The organism is Granulicatella adiacens ATCC 49175 (assembly GCF_025150565.1).
Lineage (GTDB): Bacteria > Bacillota > Bacilli > Lactobacillales > Aerococcaceae > Granulicatella > Granulicatella adiacens.
Window position 1 is genome coordinate 1,376,428 of sequence record NZ_CP102283.1, and the last position, 20,486, is coordinate 1,396,913.

The 20,486-nt window shown below is 37.6% G+C and carries 27 protein-coding genes; 2 read left to right on the forward strand and 25 right to left on the reverse strand.

Going from position 1 to position 20,486, the window contains the following annotated elements:
- Positions 1–44 precede the first annotated feature (44 nt).
- Positions 45–500 carry a class Ib ribonucleoside-diphosphate reductase assembly flavoprotein NrdI gene (gene nrdI / locus NQ540_RS06735; protein ID WP_005606681.1) on the forward strand — a complete coding sequence of 152 codons (456 nt, stop codon included), beginning with the start codon at positions 45–47 and terminating at the stop codon, positions 498–500.
- A 43-nt stretch (positions 501–543) separates the two neighbouring features.
- On the opposite strand, the gene pip is transcribed toward nrdI, so the two are convergent.
- From pip to sufC, 11 genes are all read right to left on the reverse strand, one after another.
- Positions 544–1,500, reverse strand: a complete 957-nt coding sequence (gene pip / locus NQ540_RS06740) for a prolyl aminopeptidase (RefSeq protein ID WP_005606683.1) — start codon at positions 1,498–1,500, stop codon at positions 544–546.
- Positions 1,500–2,090, reverse strand: coding sequence for a uracil-DNA glycosylase family protein (locus tag NQ540_RS06745; protein ID WP_039849082.1), 591 nt, complete (start codon positions 2,088–2,090; stop codon positions 1,500–1,502). Before NQ540_RS06745 ends, pip begins: the two co-directional genes overlap by 1 nt.
- Before the next feature lie 107 nt (positions 2,091–2,197).
- The gene (locus tag NQ540_RS06750; protein WP_005606686.1) at positions 2,198–3,277 is read right to left on the reverse strand and encodes a hypothetical protein; all 1,080 of its coding nucleotides are present in this window, start codon (positions 3,275–3,277) and stop codon (positions 2,198–2,200) included.
- A gap of 2 nt (positions 3,278–3,279) precedes the next feature.
- The gene (locus tag NQ540_RS06755) at positions 3,280–4,173 is read right to left on the reverse strand and encodes an SPFH domain-containing protein (protein ID WP_005606687.1); all 894 of its coding nucleotides are present in this window, start codon (positions 4,171–4,173) and stop codon (positions 3,280–3,282) included.
- Between the two features lie 17 nt (positions 4,174–4,190).
- Positions 4,191–4,586 (reverse strand): hypothetical protein, encoded by a 396-nt coding sequence (locus tag NQ540_RS06760; protein WP_039849084.1) that lies wholly within the window; start codon positions 4,584–4,586, stop codon positions 4,191–4,193.
- 241 nt (positions 4,587–4,827) lie between these two features.
- Complete coding sequence (locus tag NQ540_RS06765) at positions 4,828–5,010, reverse strand: hypothetical protein (protein ID WP_039849085.1); 183 nt, start codon at positions 5,008–5,010, stop codon at positions 4,828–4,830.
- A 133-nt stretch (positions 5,011–5,143) separates the two neighbouring features.
- Positions 5,144–6,538 (reverse strand): Fe-S cluster assembly protein SufB, encoded by a 1,395-nt coding sequence (sufB, locus tag NQ540_RS06770; RefSeq protein WP_005606693.1) that lies wholly within the window; start codon positions 6,536–6,538, stop codon positions 5,144–5,146.
- Between the two features lie 15 nt (positions 6,539–6,553).
- The gene (sufU, locus tag NQ540_RS06775) at positions 6,554–6,994 is read right to left on the reverse strand and encodes a Fe-S cluster assembly sulfur transfer protein SufU (protein ID WP_005606694.1); all 441 of its coding nucleotides are present in this window, start codon (positions 6,992–6,994) and stop codon (positions 6,554–6,556) included.
- Positions 6,981–8,213, reverse strand: coding sequence for a cysteine desulfurase (locus NQ540_RS06780; protein ID WP_005606696.1), 1,233 nt, complete (start codon positions 8,211–8,213; stop codon positions 6,981–6,983). The genes sufU and NQ540_RS06780 overlap by 14 nt, the downstream gene beginning before the upstream one ends.
- Positions 8,206–9,498 (reverse strand): Fe-S cluster assembly protein SufD, encoded by a 1,293-nt coding sequence (sufD, locus tag NQ540_RS06785; RefSeq protein ID WP_039849086.1) that lies wholly within the window; start codon positions 9,496–9,498, stop codon positions 8,206–8,208. Before sufD ends, NQ540_RS06780 begins: the two co-directional genes overlap by 8 nt.
- 10 nt (positions 9,499–9,508) lie before the next feature.
- Positions 9,509–10,279, reverse strand: coding sequence for a Fe-S cluster assembly ATPase SufC (sufC, locus tag NQ540_RS06790; protein ID WP_005606700.1), 771 nt, complete (start codon positions 10,277–10,279; stop codon positions 9,509–9,511).
- Positions 10,280–10,437: 158 nt separating this feature from the next.
- Here sufC and NQ540_RS06795 point away from each other — a divergent pair, with 158 nt between their 5' ends.
- Entirely contained in the window at positions 10,438–11,184 is a 747-nt protein-coding gene (locus tag NQ540_RS06795) for a gamma-glutamyl-gamma-aminobutyrate hydrolase family protein (RefSeq protein WP_005606701.1), read from the forward strand.
- Positions 11,185–11,235: 51 nt separating this feature from the next.
- Here the strand turns inward: NQ540_RS06795 and NQ540_RS06800 are convergent, their stop codons facing one another.
- The 14 genes from NQ540_RS06800 to NQ540_RS06865 all read right to left on the reverse strand — a co-directional run bounded on the left by NQ540_RS06800 (position 11,236) and on the right by NQ540_RS06865 (position 20,440).
- On the reverse strand, positions 11,236–11,601 hold the full coding sequence (locus NQ540_RS06800) for a glycine cleavage system protein H (RefSeq protein ID WP_039849088.1): 366 nt from the start codon (positions 11,599–11,601) through the stop codon (positions 11,236–11,238).
- Position 11,602: 1 nt separating this feature from the next.
- Complete coding sequence (locus tag NQ540_RS06805) at positions 11,603–11,956, reverse strand: arsenate reductase family protein (protein WP_005606703.1); 354 nt, start codon at positions 11,954–11,956, stop codon at positions 11,603–11,605.
- The gene (locus NQ540_RS06810) at positions 11,953–13,200 is read right to left on the reverse strand and encodes an FtsW/RodA/SpoVE family cell cycle protein (protein ID WP_005606705.1); all 1,248 of its coding nucleotides are present in this window, start codon (positions 13,198–13,200) and stop codon (positions 11,953–11,955) included. The genes NQ540_RS06805 and NQ540_RS06810 overlap by 4 nt, the downstream gene beginning before the upstream one ends.
- A complete protein-coding gene (locus NQ540_RS06815) occupies positions 13,172–14,056 on the reverse strand; it encodes a YihY/virulence factor BrkB family protein (RefSeq protein ID WP_049555187.1) in 885 nt (294 codons plus the stop codon). Before NQ540_RS06815 ends, NQ540_RS06810 begins: the two co-directional genes overlap by 29 nt.
- 262 nt (positions 14,057–14,318) lie before the next feature.
- The gene (locus NQ540_RS06820) at positions 14,319–15,677 is read right to left on the reverse strand and encodes an FAD-dependent oxidoreductase (protein WP_005606708.1); all 1,359 of its coding nucleotides are present in this window, start codon (positions 15,675–15,677) and stop codon (positions 14,319–14,321) included.
- A 269-nt stretch (positions 15,678–15,946) separates the two neighbouring features.
- Positions 15,947–17,275 (reverse strand): DUF2130 domain-containing protein, encoded by a 1,329-nt coding sequence (locus NQ540_RS06825; protein ID WP_005606710.1) that lies wholly within the window; start codon positions 17,273–17,275, stop codon positions 15,947–15,949.
- 155 nt (positions 17,276–17,430) lie between these two features.
- Positions 17,431–17,772 carry a thioredoxin domain-containing protein gene (locus NQ540_RS06830; protein ID WP_039849151.1) on the reverse strand — a complete coding sequence of 114 codons (342 nt, stop codon included), beginning with the start codon at positions 17,770–17,772 and terminating at the stop codon, positions 17,431–17,433.
- 65 nt (positions 17,773–17,837) lie between these two features.
- Positions 17,838–18,050, reverse strand: coding sequence for a hypothetical protein (locus NQ540_RS06835; protein ID WP_005606713.1), 213 nt, complete (start codon positions 18,048–18,050; stop codon positions 17,838–17,840).
- Between the two features lie 12 nt (positions 18,051–18,062).
- Positions 18,063–18,581: a cysteine hydrolase family protein gene (locus tag NQ540_RS06840; protein WP_005606715.1), complete on the reverse strand. Its 519-nt coding sequence runs from the start codon at positions 18,579–18,581 to the stop codon at positions 18,063–18,065.
- An 11-nt stretch (positions 18,582–18,592) separates the two neighbouring features.
- Positions 18,593–19,249 (reverse strand): YoaK family protein, encoded by a 657-nt coding sequence (locus NQ540_RS06845; RefSeq protein WP_005606716.1) that lies wholly within the window; start codon positions 19,247–19,249, stop codon positions 18,593–18,595.
- Positions 19,250–19,254: 5 nt separating this feature from the next.
- Positions 19,255–19,545 (reverse strand): DUF1294 domain-containing protein, encoded by a 291-nt coding sequence (locus tag NQ540_RS06850; protein ID WP_005606717.1) that lies wholly within the window; start codon positions 19,543–19,545, stop codon positions 19,255–19,257.
- 3 nt (positions 19,546–19,548) lie between these two features.
- On the reverse strand, positions 19,549–19,812 hold the full coding sequence (locus tag NQ540_RS06855; protein WP_005606719.1) for a hypothetical protein: 264 nt from the start codon (positions 19,810–19,812) through the stop codon (positions 19,549–19,551).
- A gap of 12 nt (positions 19,813–19,824) precedes the next feature.
- The gene (locus NQ540_RS06860) at positions 19,825–20,232 is read right to left on the reverse strand and encodes a ribonuclease HI family protein (protein WP_005606720.1); all 408 of its coding nucleotides are present in this window, start codon (positions 20,230–20,232) and stop codon (positions 19,825–19,827) included.
- A complete protein-coding gene (locus tag NQ540_RS06865) occupies positions 20,225–20,440 on the reverse strand; it encodes a cold-shock protein (RefSeq protein WP_005606721.1) in 216 nt (71 codons plus the stop codon). Before NQ540_RS06865 ends, NQ540_RS06860 begins: the two co-directional genes overlap by 8 nt.
- Between the last annotated feature and the right edge of the window lie 46 nt (positions 20,441–20,486).

The following is a 20,486-nucleotide window of genomic DNA, read 5'->3' on the forward strand; positions in this document are numbered from 1 at the left end:
GCGGTATACTTAAAGACAGCAAAAATCTTTCAGGAGGTTTCTCAATGTCGAAAGAATTACCGATTATTTATATTAGTTTAACCGGAAATACACATAACTTTGTAACGCGTCTAAAAGATCAACTCCGCTTCTTGGAGCCATCTTTAAACGTGACATTAACCAATGTCAAAGACCTTGTTAAAGGCCAAGAAGATTACTTCAAAGTAGGAAAACCCTTCGTTGCTTTTCTACCGACTTATTTAGAAGGTGGAAATGGCGTGGATAATGGAGACGTTGAAGTCTTAACGAATCCACTCGGTGATTTCTTAGCCTATGAACATAATTACGCACATTGCTTTGGCGTAATTGGTAGCGGAAATCGTAACTTCAACAAGCAATTCTGCCTCACTGCCCGTCAATATTCAGAACGCTTTGGATTCCCAGTGCTAGATGAATTTGAATTACGCGGAAGTAACCGAGACGTAGAGCGAATTGCTACAATGCTTCTTGAAAAAATCTAAACACAAAAATAGGCCCGTAGATCCATTTTACGAGCCTTTCTTTTTATTTAAAATAAATTTTGCATTTCTCACTAAAACCAACTAATGCTTCCATCGTGGCAGGTTCCATTGCGGTATGTCCTGCCGCTTGTGCAAAGATGAGTTCTGAGCCATCAACTGCTTGAGCGAGTTCAAACGCCGCGCTCGGGAGGCAATCCACATCATAACGCCCATGTACGATATGCATTGGAATCCCCTTGAAGGCATCAGCATGATTCAAGATGAAATTATCGTCTTCTACAAAGCAGTGATGATAGAAGAAGTGACATTCCATTCGCGCAATTGTAAGAGCCCCGCGAATACCTGCTTCATCCCAGACAATTGGATCATACGGAATCAACTTCACGAGACCATGTTCCCACTCTGCCCATGCACGCGCTGCCTCTAGACAAATCGATTCATCCTCTGACGTCAAACGCTTGTAGTACGCATTCACCAATTCTCCTTGTTCTTCAACAGGAATCGGTGCCTTAAACTTCTCGAAGTTCTCTGGATAAAAATGAGACGCCCCATCTTGATACAGCCAATCTACATCACTTTGTCGGCCAAGAAAAATCCCACGAAGCATCAATCCTACGACGCGTTCACGGTGTGCAATCGTGTAATGTAAGGCTAGCGTTGTTCCCCAGCTACCACCAAAGACAAGCCATTTATCAATCCCTAATGTGGTACGAATCTTCTCCATATCCGCTACTAAATCCTGCGTCGTATTCTCTTCTAACGATGCAAAAGGGGTACTCTTTCCACATCCACGTTGATCAAATTGGATAATACGATAAAATTCTGGATCAAAAAATTGACGATTCGCTGGAGAGGATGCCCCTCCTGGTCCGCCGTGTAAAACAACAACTGGATGTCCTAATGGGTTTCCTGACTCTTCCACGTAAATGGTATGCAAGGCCCCCACTGGAATCATATGTTCGTTATAGATTTCGATTTCTGGATATACCTCTGTTCTCATTACTTGGCTCCTTTAATGATTTCTTGAACTCTCTTTTGAAATTCAGGTAAGACTTCCTTTTCAAACCATGGATTTTTTGCCATCCATCTGCGGTTTAAAGGAGATGGATGTACTAAAGGAAACATCTTCGGTAAGTATTCTTTGTACGCTTTTACGGTTTCAGTTAAGTTTTTCTTTTTGGTGTCTTTTAAATAATAATCCTGCGCATATTTTCCTACTAAAATAATGAGTTCAATATCTGGCATTAAGGCTAAAGTTTTTTCATGCCATTTTTCGGCAAAACCTTTACGTGGTGGAAGATCTCCAGATTTACCTTTTCCTGGATAATAGTAATCCATCGGCACAACTGCAAATAAATCGGATTGATAAAAGAAATCACGAGTAACTCCCATCCACGTTCTTAAATTATCTCCACTTTTATCGTTCCAGAATAAGCGACTCTCTTGCGCTTTAATTCCAGGAGCTTGCCCAACAATCAAAATCTTTGCGCGTCGTGGCGCAGAAAATAATGGCTGTATTCCGGCTTTTGTATACTCGGTATTTTGAGGATCTGCCTCAATTTTTTTCATTAGTTTTTGTATTTCTTGCATCCATATTCCACCCTTCACACTTAGAATACTCCCATTCTTTATAGACTGCAAATGCTTCCCTGTAAAAAAATCCCCTAAGTCTTTTACAACTTAGAGGATTTGACGCTTTATTTTAAACGAACTGTTTTTATGATTCGAGGAAGAGATTTGTTAGAAAGTACTCTTGGTAAAGTATGAGACTTTTCTTTAGATTTTGTCTTATACACTACTGGTCTTGTTGGACGTTGAGTTCCAACAAACTCTTCTGGGCTCTGTTGAGTTCTTTGGTGTTTTGTAGATTGTAATGCCTGTTTAGTCGCTTGTTTTTTAGCTTGAGAACGTTGTTTTGGATTCGAAATACTATGACGTGGACGATAAACTCTTTGTGGAATATCTTCCAATCTAGAATCCGTATTATTTTGTTGTCGTTCATTTCTCTTAGGAGATCTCATATTCATATTAGAGTTCTCTTTTTGTGAGTTATTTCTTGCCTTATTTTGTTTTTTACCAATAAAAACAAATACCATTAGAATTAATACGATAAAAAACAAAGCTTGTCCTAATACATAATAAAATTCGCCATCTTTTAGATTTAAATTATTCAACAAGAAACTAATTTTCTTATTGTCATTCGTATTAGAATTTTTTTCACTACCGTACGTATTGGTCTTTGTGTTATTGTCATTATTCTTTTGATTCGTAGATTGCAGATTAGACTGATTTTCTTTTTCATTTACGGCTTCAGTCGTCATCTCCTCTACATCTCTTTTATCCGTTGCTCTATCATATTGGAATGGCTTAACGACTTTCCCATCCACTATATCAATAAATTCAAGGTGAATAGATAGATTATTTTTATTTAAGAGAAAGACATCTACTTTGTATTTTTTATTTTCTCTGAATACAAAAAATTGAAGTTTATAGTTTCCTTCTTTTAGATTGTTGAGTTGAACAGGTATTTTCACAGAATCATAATCAGGATTGTTAAACTTTAAAGGAACCGTAATTGTTTCATTAAAATTTTTGTTTGCCTGAACATTAACCGTGGTTTCATACGACCCCACCATTTTACTAGAATTATCTGAGGTCGTTTCTGCATATACTGTATTTACAGCAACACTAAGGAAAGTTCCCATCATGAAGAAACTGACAATCAACACGGCAAGCCACTTCAATCTAAAGAAAGATTTGCTAGCTCGTTGTTTCATGATTATTTACCTGCTTCGTCCCAAACTTTACGTCCTGATGCTAATGAAGCAATGTTTTCAGCAATTTTTGCGTTATTTTGTCCATCCATTAATACAACTGTATTGTTTGGACCTTCAGCAAGAGCTTTTTTAGCATCGATTGCTAAGTATTCTAATGCAGCAGCATTTAAGTTAGATTCATTTAATGCGTTGTTGATAGCTGTTAATTGAGCAACAGTTGCTTGAGTGTCAATTGCGATTTTTTCAGCATGAGCACGAGCATCTGCTAATAATTTGTTGTTTTGAGTTCTTGTATCCATTTCAACTGTTTTTTGACGAGCGTCAGCAGCGATTAACGCAGCATCACGTTCACGGTCAGCAGTGATTTGTTTGTTCATCGCTTCAACGATGCTTTGTGGAGGAATAACTTCACCAATGTTAACACGGTCGATTGTAACCCCGTAAGAGTCTGTTTTACCGAATACACGTTGGTTTAAGTCAGTGTTGATTTTGTTTGTACCACCAAGAATTTCAGCCATCGTCATTGTACCGATGATGTCACGTAATTCGTTTTGGATATCTAACAGTAATAATCCTTCTGGGTTTGTGTTTCCATATAAGTATTCTTCAAGATTATCTACATGGTATTTAGCTGAAGCGTCAATTGTTAAATTAACGTTATCTTTTGTGATAATTTCTTGTGGATCTAAATCCAATGAACGTTGACGCATATCTACAACGTAAGCAATGTTACGAATGATTGGTGTTACAAAGTGTAACCCTGGTCCTAATTCCCCAACATAACGTCCGAATGATTGAACAGCTGCTTTGTGTCCTTGTTGTACGATACGAATTGATTTGAACGCAATAATTAATAAAACTAATACTAAAGCGATAATAATAATTGTTAATGGCATGATAAATTTCCTTCTTTCTATAAAGTTACATATACTAATTTTTCTGGATTGAGCTCCTCAATCACTTTAACATAAACCAGCCCATCTTCATAGTCAATGACTTCCAATGGTTGGCCTTCTTCAACGGACATAACATCCAAAATCTTATAAGGATAGTTTCGTCCTCGGTAATTAAATGTTCCAAATACTTGCTCGGAGAACGCCTTAAATTGTCCATGCAATAAATTCTTAATGGCATCCGGCCAGTTTTCAACTTTTTTTTGATGACCTTCGACTTCTTTCTCGATGACCGATCTAAAATAAGTTGAAACATCAGTCGAAATTATCTTCAAAAATGCTTCTTTTAAAGAAGGTTCAATCGTGAAGTTAATCCGCTCTGTCTTATTTTCGTTCGACCACGGTTGTTTTCTCATTCCCATTCTCCTTTCTTTTTTTCTCTGATGACCATATTATAACATGTCTCGAATATAATACAAGTGTAATATACTCGATTTAAAAATATTTTATAAATAATATAGAACTATAAAGAAGCTTTTTCCTTTTGGAGTAGATTATTCATTGAATAACAGCCTACCTTATCGAATCCTTACAGAGATTCATCGAGAAATAATTTAAGATTCAATCAAAAAAAGCACCTAATTACTTGTTAGATGCTTAGCCATATTTTTTTCCGGCTTCAAGAGCTCTTTTCCTGAACTCCTCAAATGAAATCTTATCATTTTCAATCAAATCATGTAATTCATCTAATGCTTTCTTTAATTCTGGTCTAGAATCAAAGTATCTCTTATAGCATTCTGCTACTCGTTTTTCTCTTTCTATATATTCTTCACTAATCATAAACATATCCCTCGATTTTTATTTATCATTAAACTACTACAATCATATAATTACTAAAGATTATATTCAATAGAGTTATGAATATAAATAGCCAAGAAACCTGATTCTATCAATGTTTCTTGGCTTATGTCATCTATCCAACGGACCCTTCCATCTCGTACGCAATTAAACGGTTTAATTCAACAGCGTATTCCATTGGAAGTTCCTTTGTAAATGGTTCAACGAATCCCATAACAATCATTTCTGTAGCTTCTGACTCGCTAATTCCACGACTCATCAAGTAGAACAATTGCTCTTCTGAGATTTTTGACACTTTGGCTTCATGTTCTAGAGCCACTTTATCATTATGAATTTCGTTAAATGGAATCGTATCTGATTTCGACTTGTCATCCATAATAATCGTGTCACATTCAATATGAGAAATCGAATAATCTGATTTTTTACTGAACGTCACTTGACCACGATAGTTCACCGCTCCACCATCTTTAGCAATCGATTTTGAAACGATTGAACTTGAAGTATGTGGCGCATTGTGAATCATTTTCGCACCTGTATCTTGGTGTTGACCTTCTCCGGCAAACGCAATCGATAACATTGTTCCTTTGGCGTACGGTCCTTCAAGGAATACTGAAGGATATTTCATCGTTGTCTTTGCACCAAGGTTTCCATCAATCCACTCAACGGTTCCGTAAGCAGCTGCTTTGGCACGTTTCGTTACCAAGTTATACACATTATCCGACCAGTTTTGAATCGTTGTATAGCGGCAATATCCACCTTCTTCAACGAAGATTTCAACGATCGCTGCATGTAAACTATTTGAAGAATACGTTGGAGCTGTACATCCTTCAACATAGTGTACGCTAGCCCCTTCATCCACGATGATGAGGGTACGTTCGAATTGACCCATATTTTGGTCGTTAATACGGAAGTACGTTTGAAGCGGTACATCACATTTCACGCCTTTGGGTACATAGATGAACGTTCCGCCTGACCATACTGCTGAGTTTAAAGCTGCTAACTTGTTATCCGTTGGTGGTACAAGTTTGGCGAAGTATTTTTCGAATAATTCTGGATATTCTTTCAAAGCAGAATCTGTATCTGTAAAAATAATTCCAAGTTTATCGAATTCTTCTTTCATATTATGATAAACCACTTCAGATTCAAATTGTGCTGAAGCTCCTGCTAAATACGCACGTTCTGCTTCTGGAATCCCGATTTTCTCGAAGGTGTCTTTAATTTTTTCAGGAACATCATCCCATGAACGCGCTGGCTTATCGCTGGCACGTTTAAAATAAGTAATTGCATCAAAATCGATATCTGATAGGTCCGCACCCCATGTTTGCATTGGCATATTTTCGAATGTCTTCAATGATTTTAATCGGAAATCAAGCATCCATTGTGGTTCGTTCTTCACCTTTGAAATCGTACGCACGACTTCTTCACTTAATCCCATTCCTGTTTCATAAACAGGTGTTACATCCTCATGAAAGCCATATTTGTAATCGGCTAATTCAGGAACTCCACTCATTTTGTCACCACTTTCTTATGCTTTCTCGTTTTCTACTGCACGTTCTAATGCTTTCCACGCAAGAGTGGCACATTTAATACGCGCTGGAAATATTTGAACACCGGCAAGGAGCGCCGCATCCCCTAAAGGTTCTTCATCCACAGTTTCCCCTTGAACCAGACTAGAGAAGTCTTCGGCTAAAGAGACTGCTTCGTCAATCGTCTTTCCAATAATCGCATCACTCATCATGCTGGCACTCGCCATACTAATCGTACAACCGTGTCCATCAAAGTGAACATCTTCAATCACTCCGTTATCATTTACTACAAGTTGCAACTGCAACACATCTCCACACGTCGGATTATTAAATTCAATCGTTGGAATGCTCGCATCATCCACCAATCCTTTATGGTGAGGATGAGAAGAATGATCCAAAATCACCTGACGATAAAGCTGATCTAATTTAGATAAGGCCATATTGGAAAAACTCCTTTACTTTTTCTAATGCTTCTAAAAACTTCTCAGCTTCTTGAAGCGTGTTATAAATATAAAGACTTGCACGACATGTTGCTGGTACATCCAGCCATCTCATTAAAGGTTGCGCGCAATGATGTCCTGCACGAACCGCAAAACCTTCCATATCAAGCGCCGTTGCGATGTCGTGTGGATGGAGGCCATCAATCGTAAAGCTAATGACTCCAGAATGTTGTGCTGGGTCACTTGGCCCGTAGACTGTCACACCTTCCATCTCTTGCATCTTTGGTAAGAGAAATGCGACAATTTCTTGTTCATGCTGATGGATATTGTCCATGCCGATTTCTTCTAAATAATCAATAGCAGCGGACAATCCAATCGCTCCTGCGATATTTGGCGTGCCTGCTTCGAATTTCCACGGCAATTCATTCCACGTACTCTCCTCATCGTACACGAAATCAATCATTTCGCCACCGAATTCTACAGGATTCATCTCTTGAAGAAGTGCTTCTTTTCCATATAAGATACCAATCCCTGTAGGTGCCAGCATTTTATGCCCGCTAAAGGCATAGAAGTCACAATCTAACGCTTGGACATCCACTCTTTGATGCGGCGCTGCTTGAGCACCATCCACAACGAGGATGCCTCCTACTGCATGAACCATTTCGGCTACACGTTTCACATCCGTTACTGTTCCTAGAACGTTTGAAGCGTGGTTAATCGATACGATTTTCGCCTTCTCGGTTAAAGATTTTCCTGCTGTTTCAAGGTCTAATTCACCCTCTTTGGTTAATGAAAAATAACGTAAGACGGCTCCTGTTTGTTTGGCTACTTGTTGCCAAGGCACCACATTCGAATGATGCTCAGCCGGGCTAATCCAAATTTCGTCCCCTTTTTGCAAGCGTCCTTGTGCGAATCCTTGTGCTATCCAGTTTAAGCTGGTTGTTGTTCCACGCGTAAAGAGCACTTCCTTTGTACTCCCAGCATGGATAAATTTCGTCACTTTAGCGCGAGCCGCTTCATATAAGTCTGTTGCTTCCTGTGCTAATGTATGCACCCCACGATGAATATTGGCATTGTGGATTGCATAGAATTTTTCAAGGGCTTCTACGACTGGACGTGGCTTTTGTGTGGTGGCTGCATTGTCTAAATAGACAAGCACTTCATCGTTGACTTCACGCTTTAAAATCGGAAAGTCTTCTCGAATCGTTTTACTAATCATAGCTTGCAACCAACTTTTGTTCAATCATATCTACAAGTTCTTTTTGAAGAGTGCTTGAAGGAATTGAACGAATCACGGCTCCTAAGAATCCACGAATTACAAGGCGTTTTGCCTCTGCTTCAGAGATTCCACGGCTTGTTAAGTAGAATAATTGTTCATCATCTACTTGCCCCACGCTTGCTGCATGTCCAGCCGTTACTTCATTTTCATCAATTAATAGAATTGGGTTCGCATCTCCACGTCCGCCTTCTGAAAGCATGAGTACACGGCTTTCTTGTTGGGCATCTGCGAATTTCGCTCCTTTAATAATATGTCCAATTCCGTTAAAAGTTAAGGTTGATTTATCTAAAATAACACCATGTTGTAAGATATGCCCTACAGAATGTGGCGCATAGTTTGTCACACGAGTATCGATTCCTTGTACTTGGCGTCCTGTAGAAATACCGATAACGTTCACTTGTGAATGAGAACCATCTCCACGTAATTCAGAGTCGAAGTCTGCAATCACATTTCCATCATTCATAATGCCAAGCGCCCAGTTAATCGTTGCATCTTTTTCAAGATAACCACGACGGTTCACATACGCATCTGTTGATTGACCTAAAGTATCCACAGCCGCAAATTGAACTTTCGCCCCTTGTTTGGCGATCACTTCTACAACAATGTTTGCTGTATTCTTTTTGTCTCCAACACTCTCAAAACGTTCCACATAAGAGACCGAGCTATTTTCATCCGCCACAATTAACACGTGTTTCACGAACGCTTCGTCCACTAAGTTGTTTTGAACGAAATGAGACTCAATAATCTCTTCCACGGCTACATTTTTAGGAATATAAATAAATACTCCTGAGTTGACCATCGCAGCGTGATAAGCCGTTAAGCTATCTTCATCGACTGGTACAGCTTTTGTCATATAGTACGGTTTTACAAGCTCTGGATATTGTTCCAAAGCGTCAAATAAATCCATCACCAGAACATCATTCATGGCTGTTTCAGCATTCATTTCTTCCCAGTAAGATACCGCACCTAATTGTACAATTTTGGCACTTCCAGCTGCTGTTGGAATCACTTTTGGGAGCTCCTCAATCATTGAAGTGCCTTCTCCAATTGAAGACTGAAATAAGTTCCAACGGTGGAATTTCACACGTTCAATAAATGGTAAGTCTAGCGTTTTAGCAAGTTCTAACCCTTTTAAACGTGTTTGTAGAAACCACTCTGGTTCATTCTTTGTAAGAGAGAATGCGGTGATTTCTTCTGGTGTTATGGTTAATTTTGTCTCTGCCACAATCTCACTCCTACTCTTGATGTTCAATCTTGATTCCTAATTCTTCACTGATTCCTTTGTATCCTTCAGCTTCTAGGCGACGAGCAAGAGACGCATCTCCTGTCATCACAACACGGCCATCCATCATAATATGTACTACATCAGGTTCAATGTAATTTAAAAGACGTTGGTAGTGCGTAATAATTAATGATCCAAAATTGTCACCACGCATCGCATTCACTCCACGTGACACAACTTTTAGGGCATCAATATCTAAGCCTGAGTCGATTTCATCTAAAATCGCAAAAGTTGGTTCAATCATTAGTAATTGAAGAATTTCATTACGTTTTTTCTCACCGCCTGAGAACCCCTCATTTAAGTAACGTTCTGCCATTTCCTCTGGCATATCTAATAGGGCCATTTTTTCATCAAGTTTCTTGATGAATTCACGAACTCCCATTTTGTCGCCTTCCTCACGACGTGCGTTGATTGCTGAACGCATGAATTCTGCATTTGTCACCCCAACGATTTCACTTGGATATTGCATCGCTAAGAATAGACCAGCACGAGCGCGTTCGTCTACTTCCATTTCTAAGACGTTTTCACCGTCTAATAGGATTTCCCCTTGCGTTACCTCATAACTTGGATGACCCATAATAGCTGCAGAAAGTGTTGATTTCCCAGTTCCATTCGGACCCATCACCGCATGAATTTCTCCAGTGTTAATCGTTAAATTAACGCCCTTTAAAATTTCTTTGTCTTCAATCGATACATGTAGATTTTTAATCTCTAAAGTTGCCACAATTCATTCTCCTTTATAATCATTCTATTCTGTCTTATTTTATCCTAATTGAGAACGATTCGCAAATAGACGCTCTCTTTGAAAATGATACAAATACTTTTCAATTCAATGAAAATGAGTTATGATGGTACTAATTTTTGAAAGAAAGGCTGATGCACATGCAAACTTATCCACTTATTGGTATTGCAGGAAATCATCGCCAAGATAACACGGAAGAAGATCGCTACATTTTATCGTATGCGCCAAATGGTTTTGTCCGTGGTCTTGAAAAGGCAAAAGCGATTCCTGTCATTATTCCCATCAGTACCCCAGAATTTGCAAAAGAATTCATTTCTCGACTTGATGGACTTTTATTAGCGGGTGGACAAGACGTTTCTCCATTATTATATGGCGAAGAACCACATCTTAACTTGGCACGTACTTATCCTGCTCGTGATGCGTTTGAAATTGAGCTCATTAAAGAAGCTTATAGACAACACAAACCAATCTTTGCAGTGTGTCGCGGCTTACAAATTCTGAACGTCGCACTTGGCGGAACACTCTACCAAGATATTGAATCACAATATGATAATATTTCTGTGAAACATACACAAAAAACAATGCCGAGCCAACCAACTCATACGATCCAAATCGCAAGTGGTAGCGAACTTTCTCGCGTTCTTGGAACAACGACTCCTGTGAACTCTTATCATCACCAAGCGGTTAAACAATTAGCCTCGGATTTTGTCCCTGTTGCTTGGAGTACGGATGGGCTTATTGAAGCATTTGAATCTAAATCGGAGGACCAAAGCGTGGTTGCCGTTCAATGGCATCCTGAACTATTAATTGAAGATAGTAATGTGATGCAAGGGTTATTTGATAACTTTGTGGAACGCGTTAATCGCTCAAAGCAAAATGCAAAATAAAAAACTACGAATTCTCACTCGTTGAGAACTCGTAGTTTTCTTTTCTTATCTTTATTTCACTTCACATTGTTCACATGGAAGGTCTTCATCTAATAAAGCATTGAATGCTGCTTCGTCTACTCCAGTTAGGCGTAGAATCCAGTTTTTCTCTTCTGCTAATTCATTTAAGAATTCTGGATTTTCTTCTAAATCGTCATGGAAAACAACGACTGTTCCGCTAAGTGGCGATAACAGTTCAGTCACTGCTTTAGCCGCTTCTACGCTAATAATGGAATCTTCTGTCGTTACTTCTTTATTTTTAAGCAATTCAACAAAGCTCACATCGCCAAGATCATCTTGCCCTTTAGGAGAAAGACCGATTATATATTCTTCTCCTTCTTTTTTAATCCAAAGTCCATTTTCACTATACTTTTTCATCTTATCTCTTCCATTTCTCTTCATACACTTCTTCTTTAAATCCAAATGTTGCTTCGCCATTATCCAATACAAGCGGACGTTTAATTAACATCCCATTACTTGAAAGGAGACTTGCTGCTTCTTCATCACTCATCGAAGGTAATTTATCTTTTAAGCCAAGAGAGCGGTAAAGTTCTCCACTCGTATTCGCCATTTTCTTCCACTCTAAGTTCTGAGTTTCTTTAATTTTCAAAAGTTCTTTGGCAGTTGGAGGGTTCTCACGAATATCCTTTTGCTCGAACTTTACTCCATTTAATTCAAACCATTTTAAAGCTTTCTTACAAGTTGTACATGTTGGGTGAACATAAACAATCATTTTCCATCCTCCTGACGTAAACGTAACATGGTCGCATCTTGGTGTTTTGCTCCGAATGCATCTTCTTCATCATCAAATATGGTGCTCTTGAAGTGGTAACGCATGGACATAATAAGTCCAATCCCCATCATATTTCCAAGCAGACTCGATCCCCCTTGAGAAATAAATGGTAATGGAATCCCTGTAAGTGGTAATAGCCCAATCGTCATTCCAATATTTTCAACAACGTGGAATAGAATCATCATAATAACGCCTGTTGCGATATAAGTATAAAATTCATTTTTCGTATCAAAGCAAACACGAATCATTTGATAAATCAAAATAAAGTAAATCGCGATTAAGAATGTTCCCCCTAGGAACCCAAAGTTTTCTCCGATTGTCGCAAAAATCAGGTCAGATTCTCGAACAGGAACATAAACATCAGAAACTCCAAATCCTTTACCAAACATTCGACCAGAACCAATTGCTTTCAAACTTTGGAACAATTGGAAACCATTTCCACCTTGATCACGATATGGATCCAACCACGAATCGATACGAGCAAATTGATAATTTTTAAATCCGATATTTAATAGTAGTTGACGGTTATAAACAACTAAATAGATTAAAAGGGCTCCAATTAAAATCACTGTAATGATAATTGGAAGGAGAATCTTCCAACTAATTCCTGACATAATCATGACCCCACCTAGAATCATTAAGAAAACTAAGGTTGTTCCTAAGTCATTTTGTAGGATCACTAAAATCAACGCTGGAGCTGCCCATAACACTAATTTAACGAATAATTGCCAGTCGGTTCTTCTAGTTTTATATTTTGTCTTCATATTATGAGAAGTCGCAACTTTTGCTAAGATTAAAATATAAAAAATCTTCACGACCTCTGAAGGCTGGAATGAGAAAGTACCGAATCTGAACCAGCTCTTCGCCCCCGTATCTGCAAATGTGGCTCTATCATAGAGGAAGAGAACGGCTAATAGCATGAGTAAGCCTAAAATATAACCCCAAGTGGTCAGTTTCCATAGTTGCTCCGAATCAAATTGCATAATGACAATAATTGCAATGACTCCAACTACATACCACACAACCTGCATGAGTACCATTCTTAATGAACCATTTCCACTAATTAAATATGTCGTAGAAAATAGTGTAGCAATACTAATAAACGCCAATAACAATACTGGAAGAATGACACCATAATCGATTCGTGAATCTTTATCATTGTACATTAAGTTCTTTTTTTTCATCAGTTACTCCTTCAGTTTCTTTTTTAGGGTGTCTAAATCGATAAATAATGACATTCAGAACTCCGCCTAAAATCATTACATTAGCTATAAAATACAGCCAAATCATAAATACAATCAATGTCCCAAATGCACCATTCGCTGTTAAATTGCGCCCGGCGTAGTGGATATAGATCGAAAATAGTTGCGAAATTAATACAAATCCAATGGTTGCAAAGAATCCTCCAGGCAAAGCATAGAGGAACGACCATTTCACATTTGGAATTGCAAAATACATAAAACTCAGTAATAAAAATACCGTTATGAAAAGCATTCCCCATTTAATAAATGAAAAATCTAAAATAATGGTTGATAAATTTAACGAGAAAAACTCTCCTATAAGACGTAAAAATTGCTCTCCAAAGATAAACAATACAGAAACTGCAAAAATCATTAAAATTGCAGCCATCGCAATTACAATCGCAAAAAATCTTTCAAAAATAAAATTCCTTCGAACAGGAGCACCATATAAAACATTCAATGCTCTTTGCAAACTACTAAACATTTGAGAAGCTGGCCAAAATAAAATTAAAAGACCCACTGAAAGGGCTCCTCCATTAAAATTGCCAAGGTAATTCCTTAAAATCGGAATCAACACTTCATTAATATCCGCAGGAAAAATAGTTCTCATCGTTTTAAAAATAACATCAACAGGGATTGGTAAAAGTGGGATGATATTGGCAATCAACATAATAATCGGAATAATGGATAGCAAAATATAATATGTTAATGCTGCAGATTCTACACCAATATTCACGTGCATTAAATTCTCTTGAATAATACTCCAAAGCCTGTTTCCAAACTTTTTCAATCTCTGCACAACCGTCCTCCCCTTTTCTTGTAGTGAATTCCACACTTCTTTTATTGTATCTCAATTATTGTATCATAAATACAACCTTTTTTCTTCTAGGAAGAAACGGTCTAACCAGCTTTGAAAAGGTTCCATGTGGAGTTCTTCTATCACTTTTTAAAAAAATCTTTTTTAAAGTGAAAATGCCCAAAATTCACTTATAAGTGAATTTTGAGCATCGAGGAAAAGTGTATCAAAAAAGAGGATGCAAGCATCCTCTTTCTAAAGTGTATTATTTACCTTCTGCTAATACGCGTTCTTGTTCAACAGCAGCTTGTCCTAAGATATTTAAGTAGTTCCATGGACGGTCGAATACTGGTTGGAAGAAGAAGTCTACGTAAGCCAAGTCTTCGATTGTCATTTTGTTTTGGATTGCTAATGACAATGTGTTTGCAGAAGCTGTACAGTCGTATTTAGACATTACTTGTCCACCTACGATACGGTTTGTACCTACTTCGTAAACTAATTTCATGTAGATTTTTTCGTATGTTGGCATGAATTCTGGACGGTGGTTATCTACCACGTATACAGAACGTACATCTAATCCAAAGTGAGGTGCGCTACCTACGTTAACCCCAGTTGAACCAATGTTCCATCCGAATAAGTGTAATCCAGATGTTGATTGAGTTCCACGGTATTTCACTTTGTGACCGTTGATGTTTTTACCTACTAATGAACCCATACGTACAGCGTTAGTTGCTAATGGAATGTAAGCATGTCCACCGTTTGGATTGTAGTTAACAGCACAGCTATCTCCTGCAGCATATACATCTTTAACAGATGTTTCCATGTAGTCGTTAACGATGATAGCACCGTTAGGCATAGTTTCTAATTGGTCTTTTACTAAGTCGTTGTTTGGACGGAAACCAACACATAAGATAACCATGTCAGCTTCGTATTCGCCACCTGAAGTTACAACTTTGTTTACAACGCCATTTTCGCCTTCGAATGATTTAACCATTTCGTTTAAGCGAACATTAACACCACGTTCACGTAAGTCTTCTTCTAAGATATCAGTGAATTCTGGGTCTAAGTATTTGTTTAAAATTCGGTCTAATCCGTCTACTAATGTTACTTCTTTACCTTCTAAAGCAAATGCTTCTACTAATTCGATACCGATGTATCCACCACCGACAACAACAACTTTCTTCTTGTCAGTTTTCTTAGCAAAGATTTCTTTTGCTTGGTTGTAGTTTTTACATAATTGTACGTTTTCTAATTCACGTCCTGGAATTGGAGGAAGAATTGGCCATGATCCAGTTGTAAGTACTAATTTATCAAATGAATCAGTCTTTTCTTCGCCTGTTTTTAAGTCTTTCACTGTTAATGTTTTACCAACAGTGTCGATGCTTGTTACATCGTGTTCCATACGAACTGTAGCTCCTAATGAAGCTAATTCTTCTGGACTAGAATAGAATAGTCCTTGAGGGTCCTTAACAACTCCTCCTACGTATAAAGCAATCCCACAAGATAAGAATGAAACATTATCATTTCTTTCGTATACAACGACTTCTGTTCCTGGATTGTCATTTAAAATTGTTTTGACTGCAGCAGTACCCGCGTGAGTACATCCAACTACTACAACTTTCATCAAATTTCCTCCTATAAACACTTTTGTTTATTATTGTTCTAGATAAGAATAATTATTATCTATACTCTTATATCCTACACATTCGGTACATAAAAAGCAAACGATATCATTCGCTTTAAACAGTAATTTTTCTTTATTTTTCAATATTTTTTAAGTGTTCATAGAAGATGGTCATTTTTCTTAATTTTAATTCTAAATGAGAACAGTTATCGATATTTCATCATAAAAAACTCTACTCCGCATTACTACGGAATAGAGCTTTGTATTTATTATTCGTCCGAGTTTAGCTCTTCAAAGCGTTGTTTCATCGTCGGATTGTTCTTCACGAGCTTCTTCACGGTTAGGTCTTCCGCTTTATTATTGGCTAAACGCAAATTATTTTCAGAAGAAAGCAAGGCGGCTTTTGTTTTTTCTAGACTCTTAATCGTTTTATCGATTTCATCAATGGCCGTTTGGAATTTCTTACTTGCGAGTTCATAATTACGAGCAAACCCTTTTTTAAACGTCTCAAGGTCTTCTTCAAAATGGGTAATATCGATATGTTGGTCACGCATCAATGCTAACTCTTGTTTATATTGCAATGAATTTAGCGCTGCATTACGAAGCAAGGTGATAATTGGAATAAAGAACTGCGGACGCACCACATACATTTTCGGATATTGATAGGATACATCTACAATACCCGTGTTATAGAGTTCATTATCCGCTTCAAGAAGACTCACCAAAATCGCATATTCACATTGCTTTTCATGACGGTCTTTGTCCAACTCTTTAAAGAAGTGTTCGTTTTTCTTCTTCGTTGCTGTCTCGTCATTTTCGTTCTTCATTTCAAACATGATCGATAAAATTTCAATTCCATTCTCATCATATTCTCTGTAGATGTAATCCCCCTTACTTCCTGTTTTGGCATCGTTGTCCTTGCCAAATTCCGCGCGAGGGAACGCCGTCATACGAAGGCGATTAAATTCGATTTCGCAATGTTGTTCGAGGCTCTCTCCCACCATCTTTGTTGATTGTTTGGCCTTAAAATCTTTATAGAACGCAATGGCTTCGTCTTTTGCCTTCAACTCTAATTCAAACTGATCTTTCTTCGAACGTAATTCCAATTCGTATTTTTCTTTTAAGGCCGTTTGTTGCACTTCTTGTTCTTTTTGTTGCAACTCTTTTTCTTGTTTCAATTCAAGAATCGTACGTTCTTTTGCGTGTAAATCTTCTTGGAATTTTTGAGACAATTCTACTTCTTTAAACTGGAGTTGTTGCTTTAATTGGTCCAATTCTGCTTGAAGTGCATTGAATTCTTTCTCTTTTTGATGGAGTGCTTCTTGCACATTCTTTTCTTCTTTAACGTCTGCATTTTTCAATGCTAATTCGAGTGAAAGAATCTTCTGTTCAAAGTTGGCACGTTCCTCATCATAAAGACGCTTTTCTTGCTCTTTTGCGAGTGCCTTTTCCGTCTCAAATTGTTTCTTCGCAAATTCCAACTGCTTATGAACATCTTCTGCAAATTCCTTATTGCGCACTTGGCTCACAATATCTGCATACGAATTCTCATCAATCGTAAATATCGTTTGGCAATGTGGACATTTAATTTCGTTCATCGAACCCCTCCTTTTTATTTCTATTTCATTCTATCACAATATCGAATTTGAGCACAGACCCAAAATAGTTCATTACCATATATGGTAATGAACTATTTTTTGCATGCAAAAACTCTCCGCGAATCACTTTCACGGAGAGTCTCACTTTACATTTATTATCCAATAAATGCTTTAATTTGTTCCACACTTTGTGATGAGTCACAAACCACACGCACTTCGCCGCCACGAGCGACTAATAAACCAGGTACTGTTGGCATATTGTATTTCGCACGGAAAGCTGCTAACGCTTCGTTAGCTCTGTCTTCTGAATTGATGAAGTACATTTCTTTTCCTAATTCTTCACGCACTTCGTTAATTTTTGGAGCAAAGCGACGGCAGTATGGGCAAGTTGGACGTCCTACGAAAAGAACGACTTCCTTTCCTTCACCGATTAACGCTTCTACTTTCTCCGCTGTTGTTTCCACAAATTGGCTTACATCTTTTGCAAATTGATCCATTAAAAATCCCTCCATTCATTTTTCTCCATTATGACAATGAAAAAAGAGTAGTGCAACAAATGTGCCTACTCTTTCTTATCTTTTGGATTGATTTCTTTATATTTTTTACGAATGTATAATAGACGACAAATAAACGCCCCTAACATCCCGATGGCAATCCCACCAATCATATTATCGATTAGAATCCCAATCCCAAATCCGATAGCAATCCCAATCAACATGATGAGATTCAACACGGACATTTCTCTAATTCTATCTTTTGGATCTTGCTCTTTCATCCGCTTCCTCCATTATTGAATTTCAATATGACACATCTTCATTGCTGCTAAAGCATTCTCATGACTTTCTGGTGTAACTCCAGCACAAGCGCTAGAAATAACGTTAACAGGAGTATTTTGAAAATGCGCTTTAGCAAGCATTGCATTACTAATTACACAAATATCTGTACAAATCCCAATAAGTGTAATGCTTTCTACCTCCGGAACTTCCTTTTCAATGATTCCCATTAAATTTTCAGAACCAAATGTAGATTTTTCAATTCCTGTTGCGCCTTTTAATAATAATGCTTTTTCAATTTTTGGATGAATTTTCCATCCTTCGCTTCCTTTAATACAGTGAACGACCGGTAAATGACGGCCTTCCTCAGTATCTAGATAGTCTTCTCCATGAGTATCCTGAGTATAAAATACTTTCCCATCAAATGAGTTAATGGTTTCAACCGCAGTATCAATCATCTCAACGGCTTCTTTTGATCCTAATACTCCATTTACAAAATCATTTTGCATATCTACAACAATTAAAACTTTCATACATTTTCCTCCTAATGAAAAAATAGTTTTCGGAATGAGAAATAATAAAAACCAAGAATCATATATCCCACACTAATCAGTACAATCGTCGCATCCGAATAGAGTTGGAAAAATTGGAAAGAAATAGTCCCACCAATTCCAAAAAACAGCATACTTGTAAAATAGAAAAGTACCTTCCAACGTTCCTTCTTCTGACCACGAATTAAACGACCTATCACAACCCCGATATCCGTTAAATATCCAGTGAAATGTGAGGTTCGCACAATCATTCCATGATAATAAATAAACATTCCATTTTGTGTTCCCACGACAAATGAGAAATAATAGAGCCAGCGTTCATCTCTAAGCCCTATCAAAAATAATCCTAACATAATGATGCCGAAAGTTAACAGTAAAAGTCCGTATCGTTTAGTAGGTTCAAATTTTTTCTTAGAAAATAGGACCCCCGACAGTACCCCGCCTCCGCCAAAGCAAAGTATCATTCCTAGAAAGCGGATTACCACGCTCCATTCCCCCTCATTTAACGCTAAAACAAATTGCGTAATATTCCCGGTAAAATGGGTAGCTGGTATTAAAAACAGTAACAAGGTCAATACATTAACCATTCCCGATAACATACTTAATAAAGCAATCCAAATATCAAAATAAAATCTCTCTTGTTTATCCATGTATCCTACTTTCTATACATCCAAACTACCCCAATCACTAACCAGAAAACAATATTCACTAGAAAAGTGATTAAAAAATAGTTTTTCCTCTTTTTATGATTAAAAATGAATAACCCAAGTAGACCCCCAAAACCTCCACCAAGAATTCCAAGCAACAATAAAGTTCTCTCTGGAATTCTCCATTTTTTTAAAATTGCACAACTCTTATCAATCCCCATCAGAATGAATAATAAACTATTCATCCCAACAAAATAAATAGAAAGGACTGTCTGCAATGATTCTTTAGGAAACTCCACTGATTAGAGATACCTTTCTTCTAAGGTGCTCACTTCAAAAATGAACGCACCTTCCTCAGTAATCAAACAAGGAATCCCCACCATCCCTTGCTCTTTCCTTGGGATAAACACTTCTTCAAGGTCTCGTAATCTGAGAAATTCTTTTAAGTTTTTCATACTAGAGGTGATATCCACTTCTCTAGCAGAAATTCCAAGTTTTGCCATCGCTTCTTTGAATGGAGCTGTATCTGGGCATAAGCTACTATAATATAAAGTTTTTTCGTTCATGAAATCTCTCCTTTATTGATGTGTTAATCGTTGCTGTAAGGCTTGGCGCGCTAATTGATCTGCGCCACGATTATCACTTTCTGGTATCCATTTAATAAATACTTGAAGAAACTGTTTTAACTGACGTTGTATTTCCTGAAGGACAATTCTATTATCCTCTCTTTTAGTATAATTTTTTAAAATTGCGTCTGCAGCTACTTTAGAATCCGTATGTATAAAAATTAACTCTTCTTGGTGCTGCTGGGCATCTAATAATTCCAATGCTTTAGAAATCGCAGTAAACTCGGCAAGGTGATTATCCATTTTCTTTTCGATAGGAAATTTAAAAGGAAATTGCTCCCCATCTTTTACCAGTAGAATTCCTAACCCCACTTCACCGGGATTTCCATTGACGGCTGCATCCGTATATACTTTAATCATGATTTACAAGTGTCTCCACATGGGTCGCTTGAACTCCATGTGTTCCTTTTGAAATTTCAAAAGTCACTTTTTGGCCTTCTTTTAACGATTTGAAACCTTCTGCCACAATTCCTGTGAAATGAACAAAGATATCTTCATCCGTCTTTGTATTGCGAATAAAACCATATCCTTTTTCGTTATTGAACCATTTTACAATTCCGACTTCCATATGGATTCCTCCTTTAATGATATATCTCTATTATACTGGATACGAT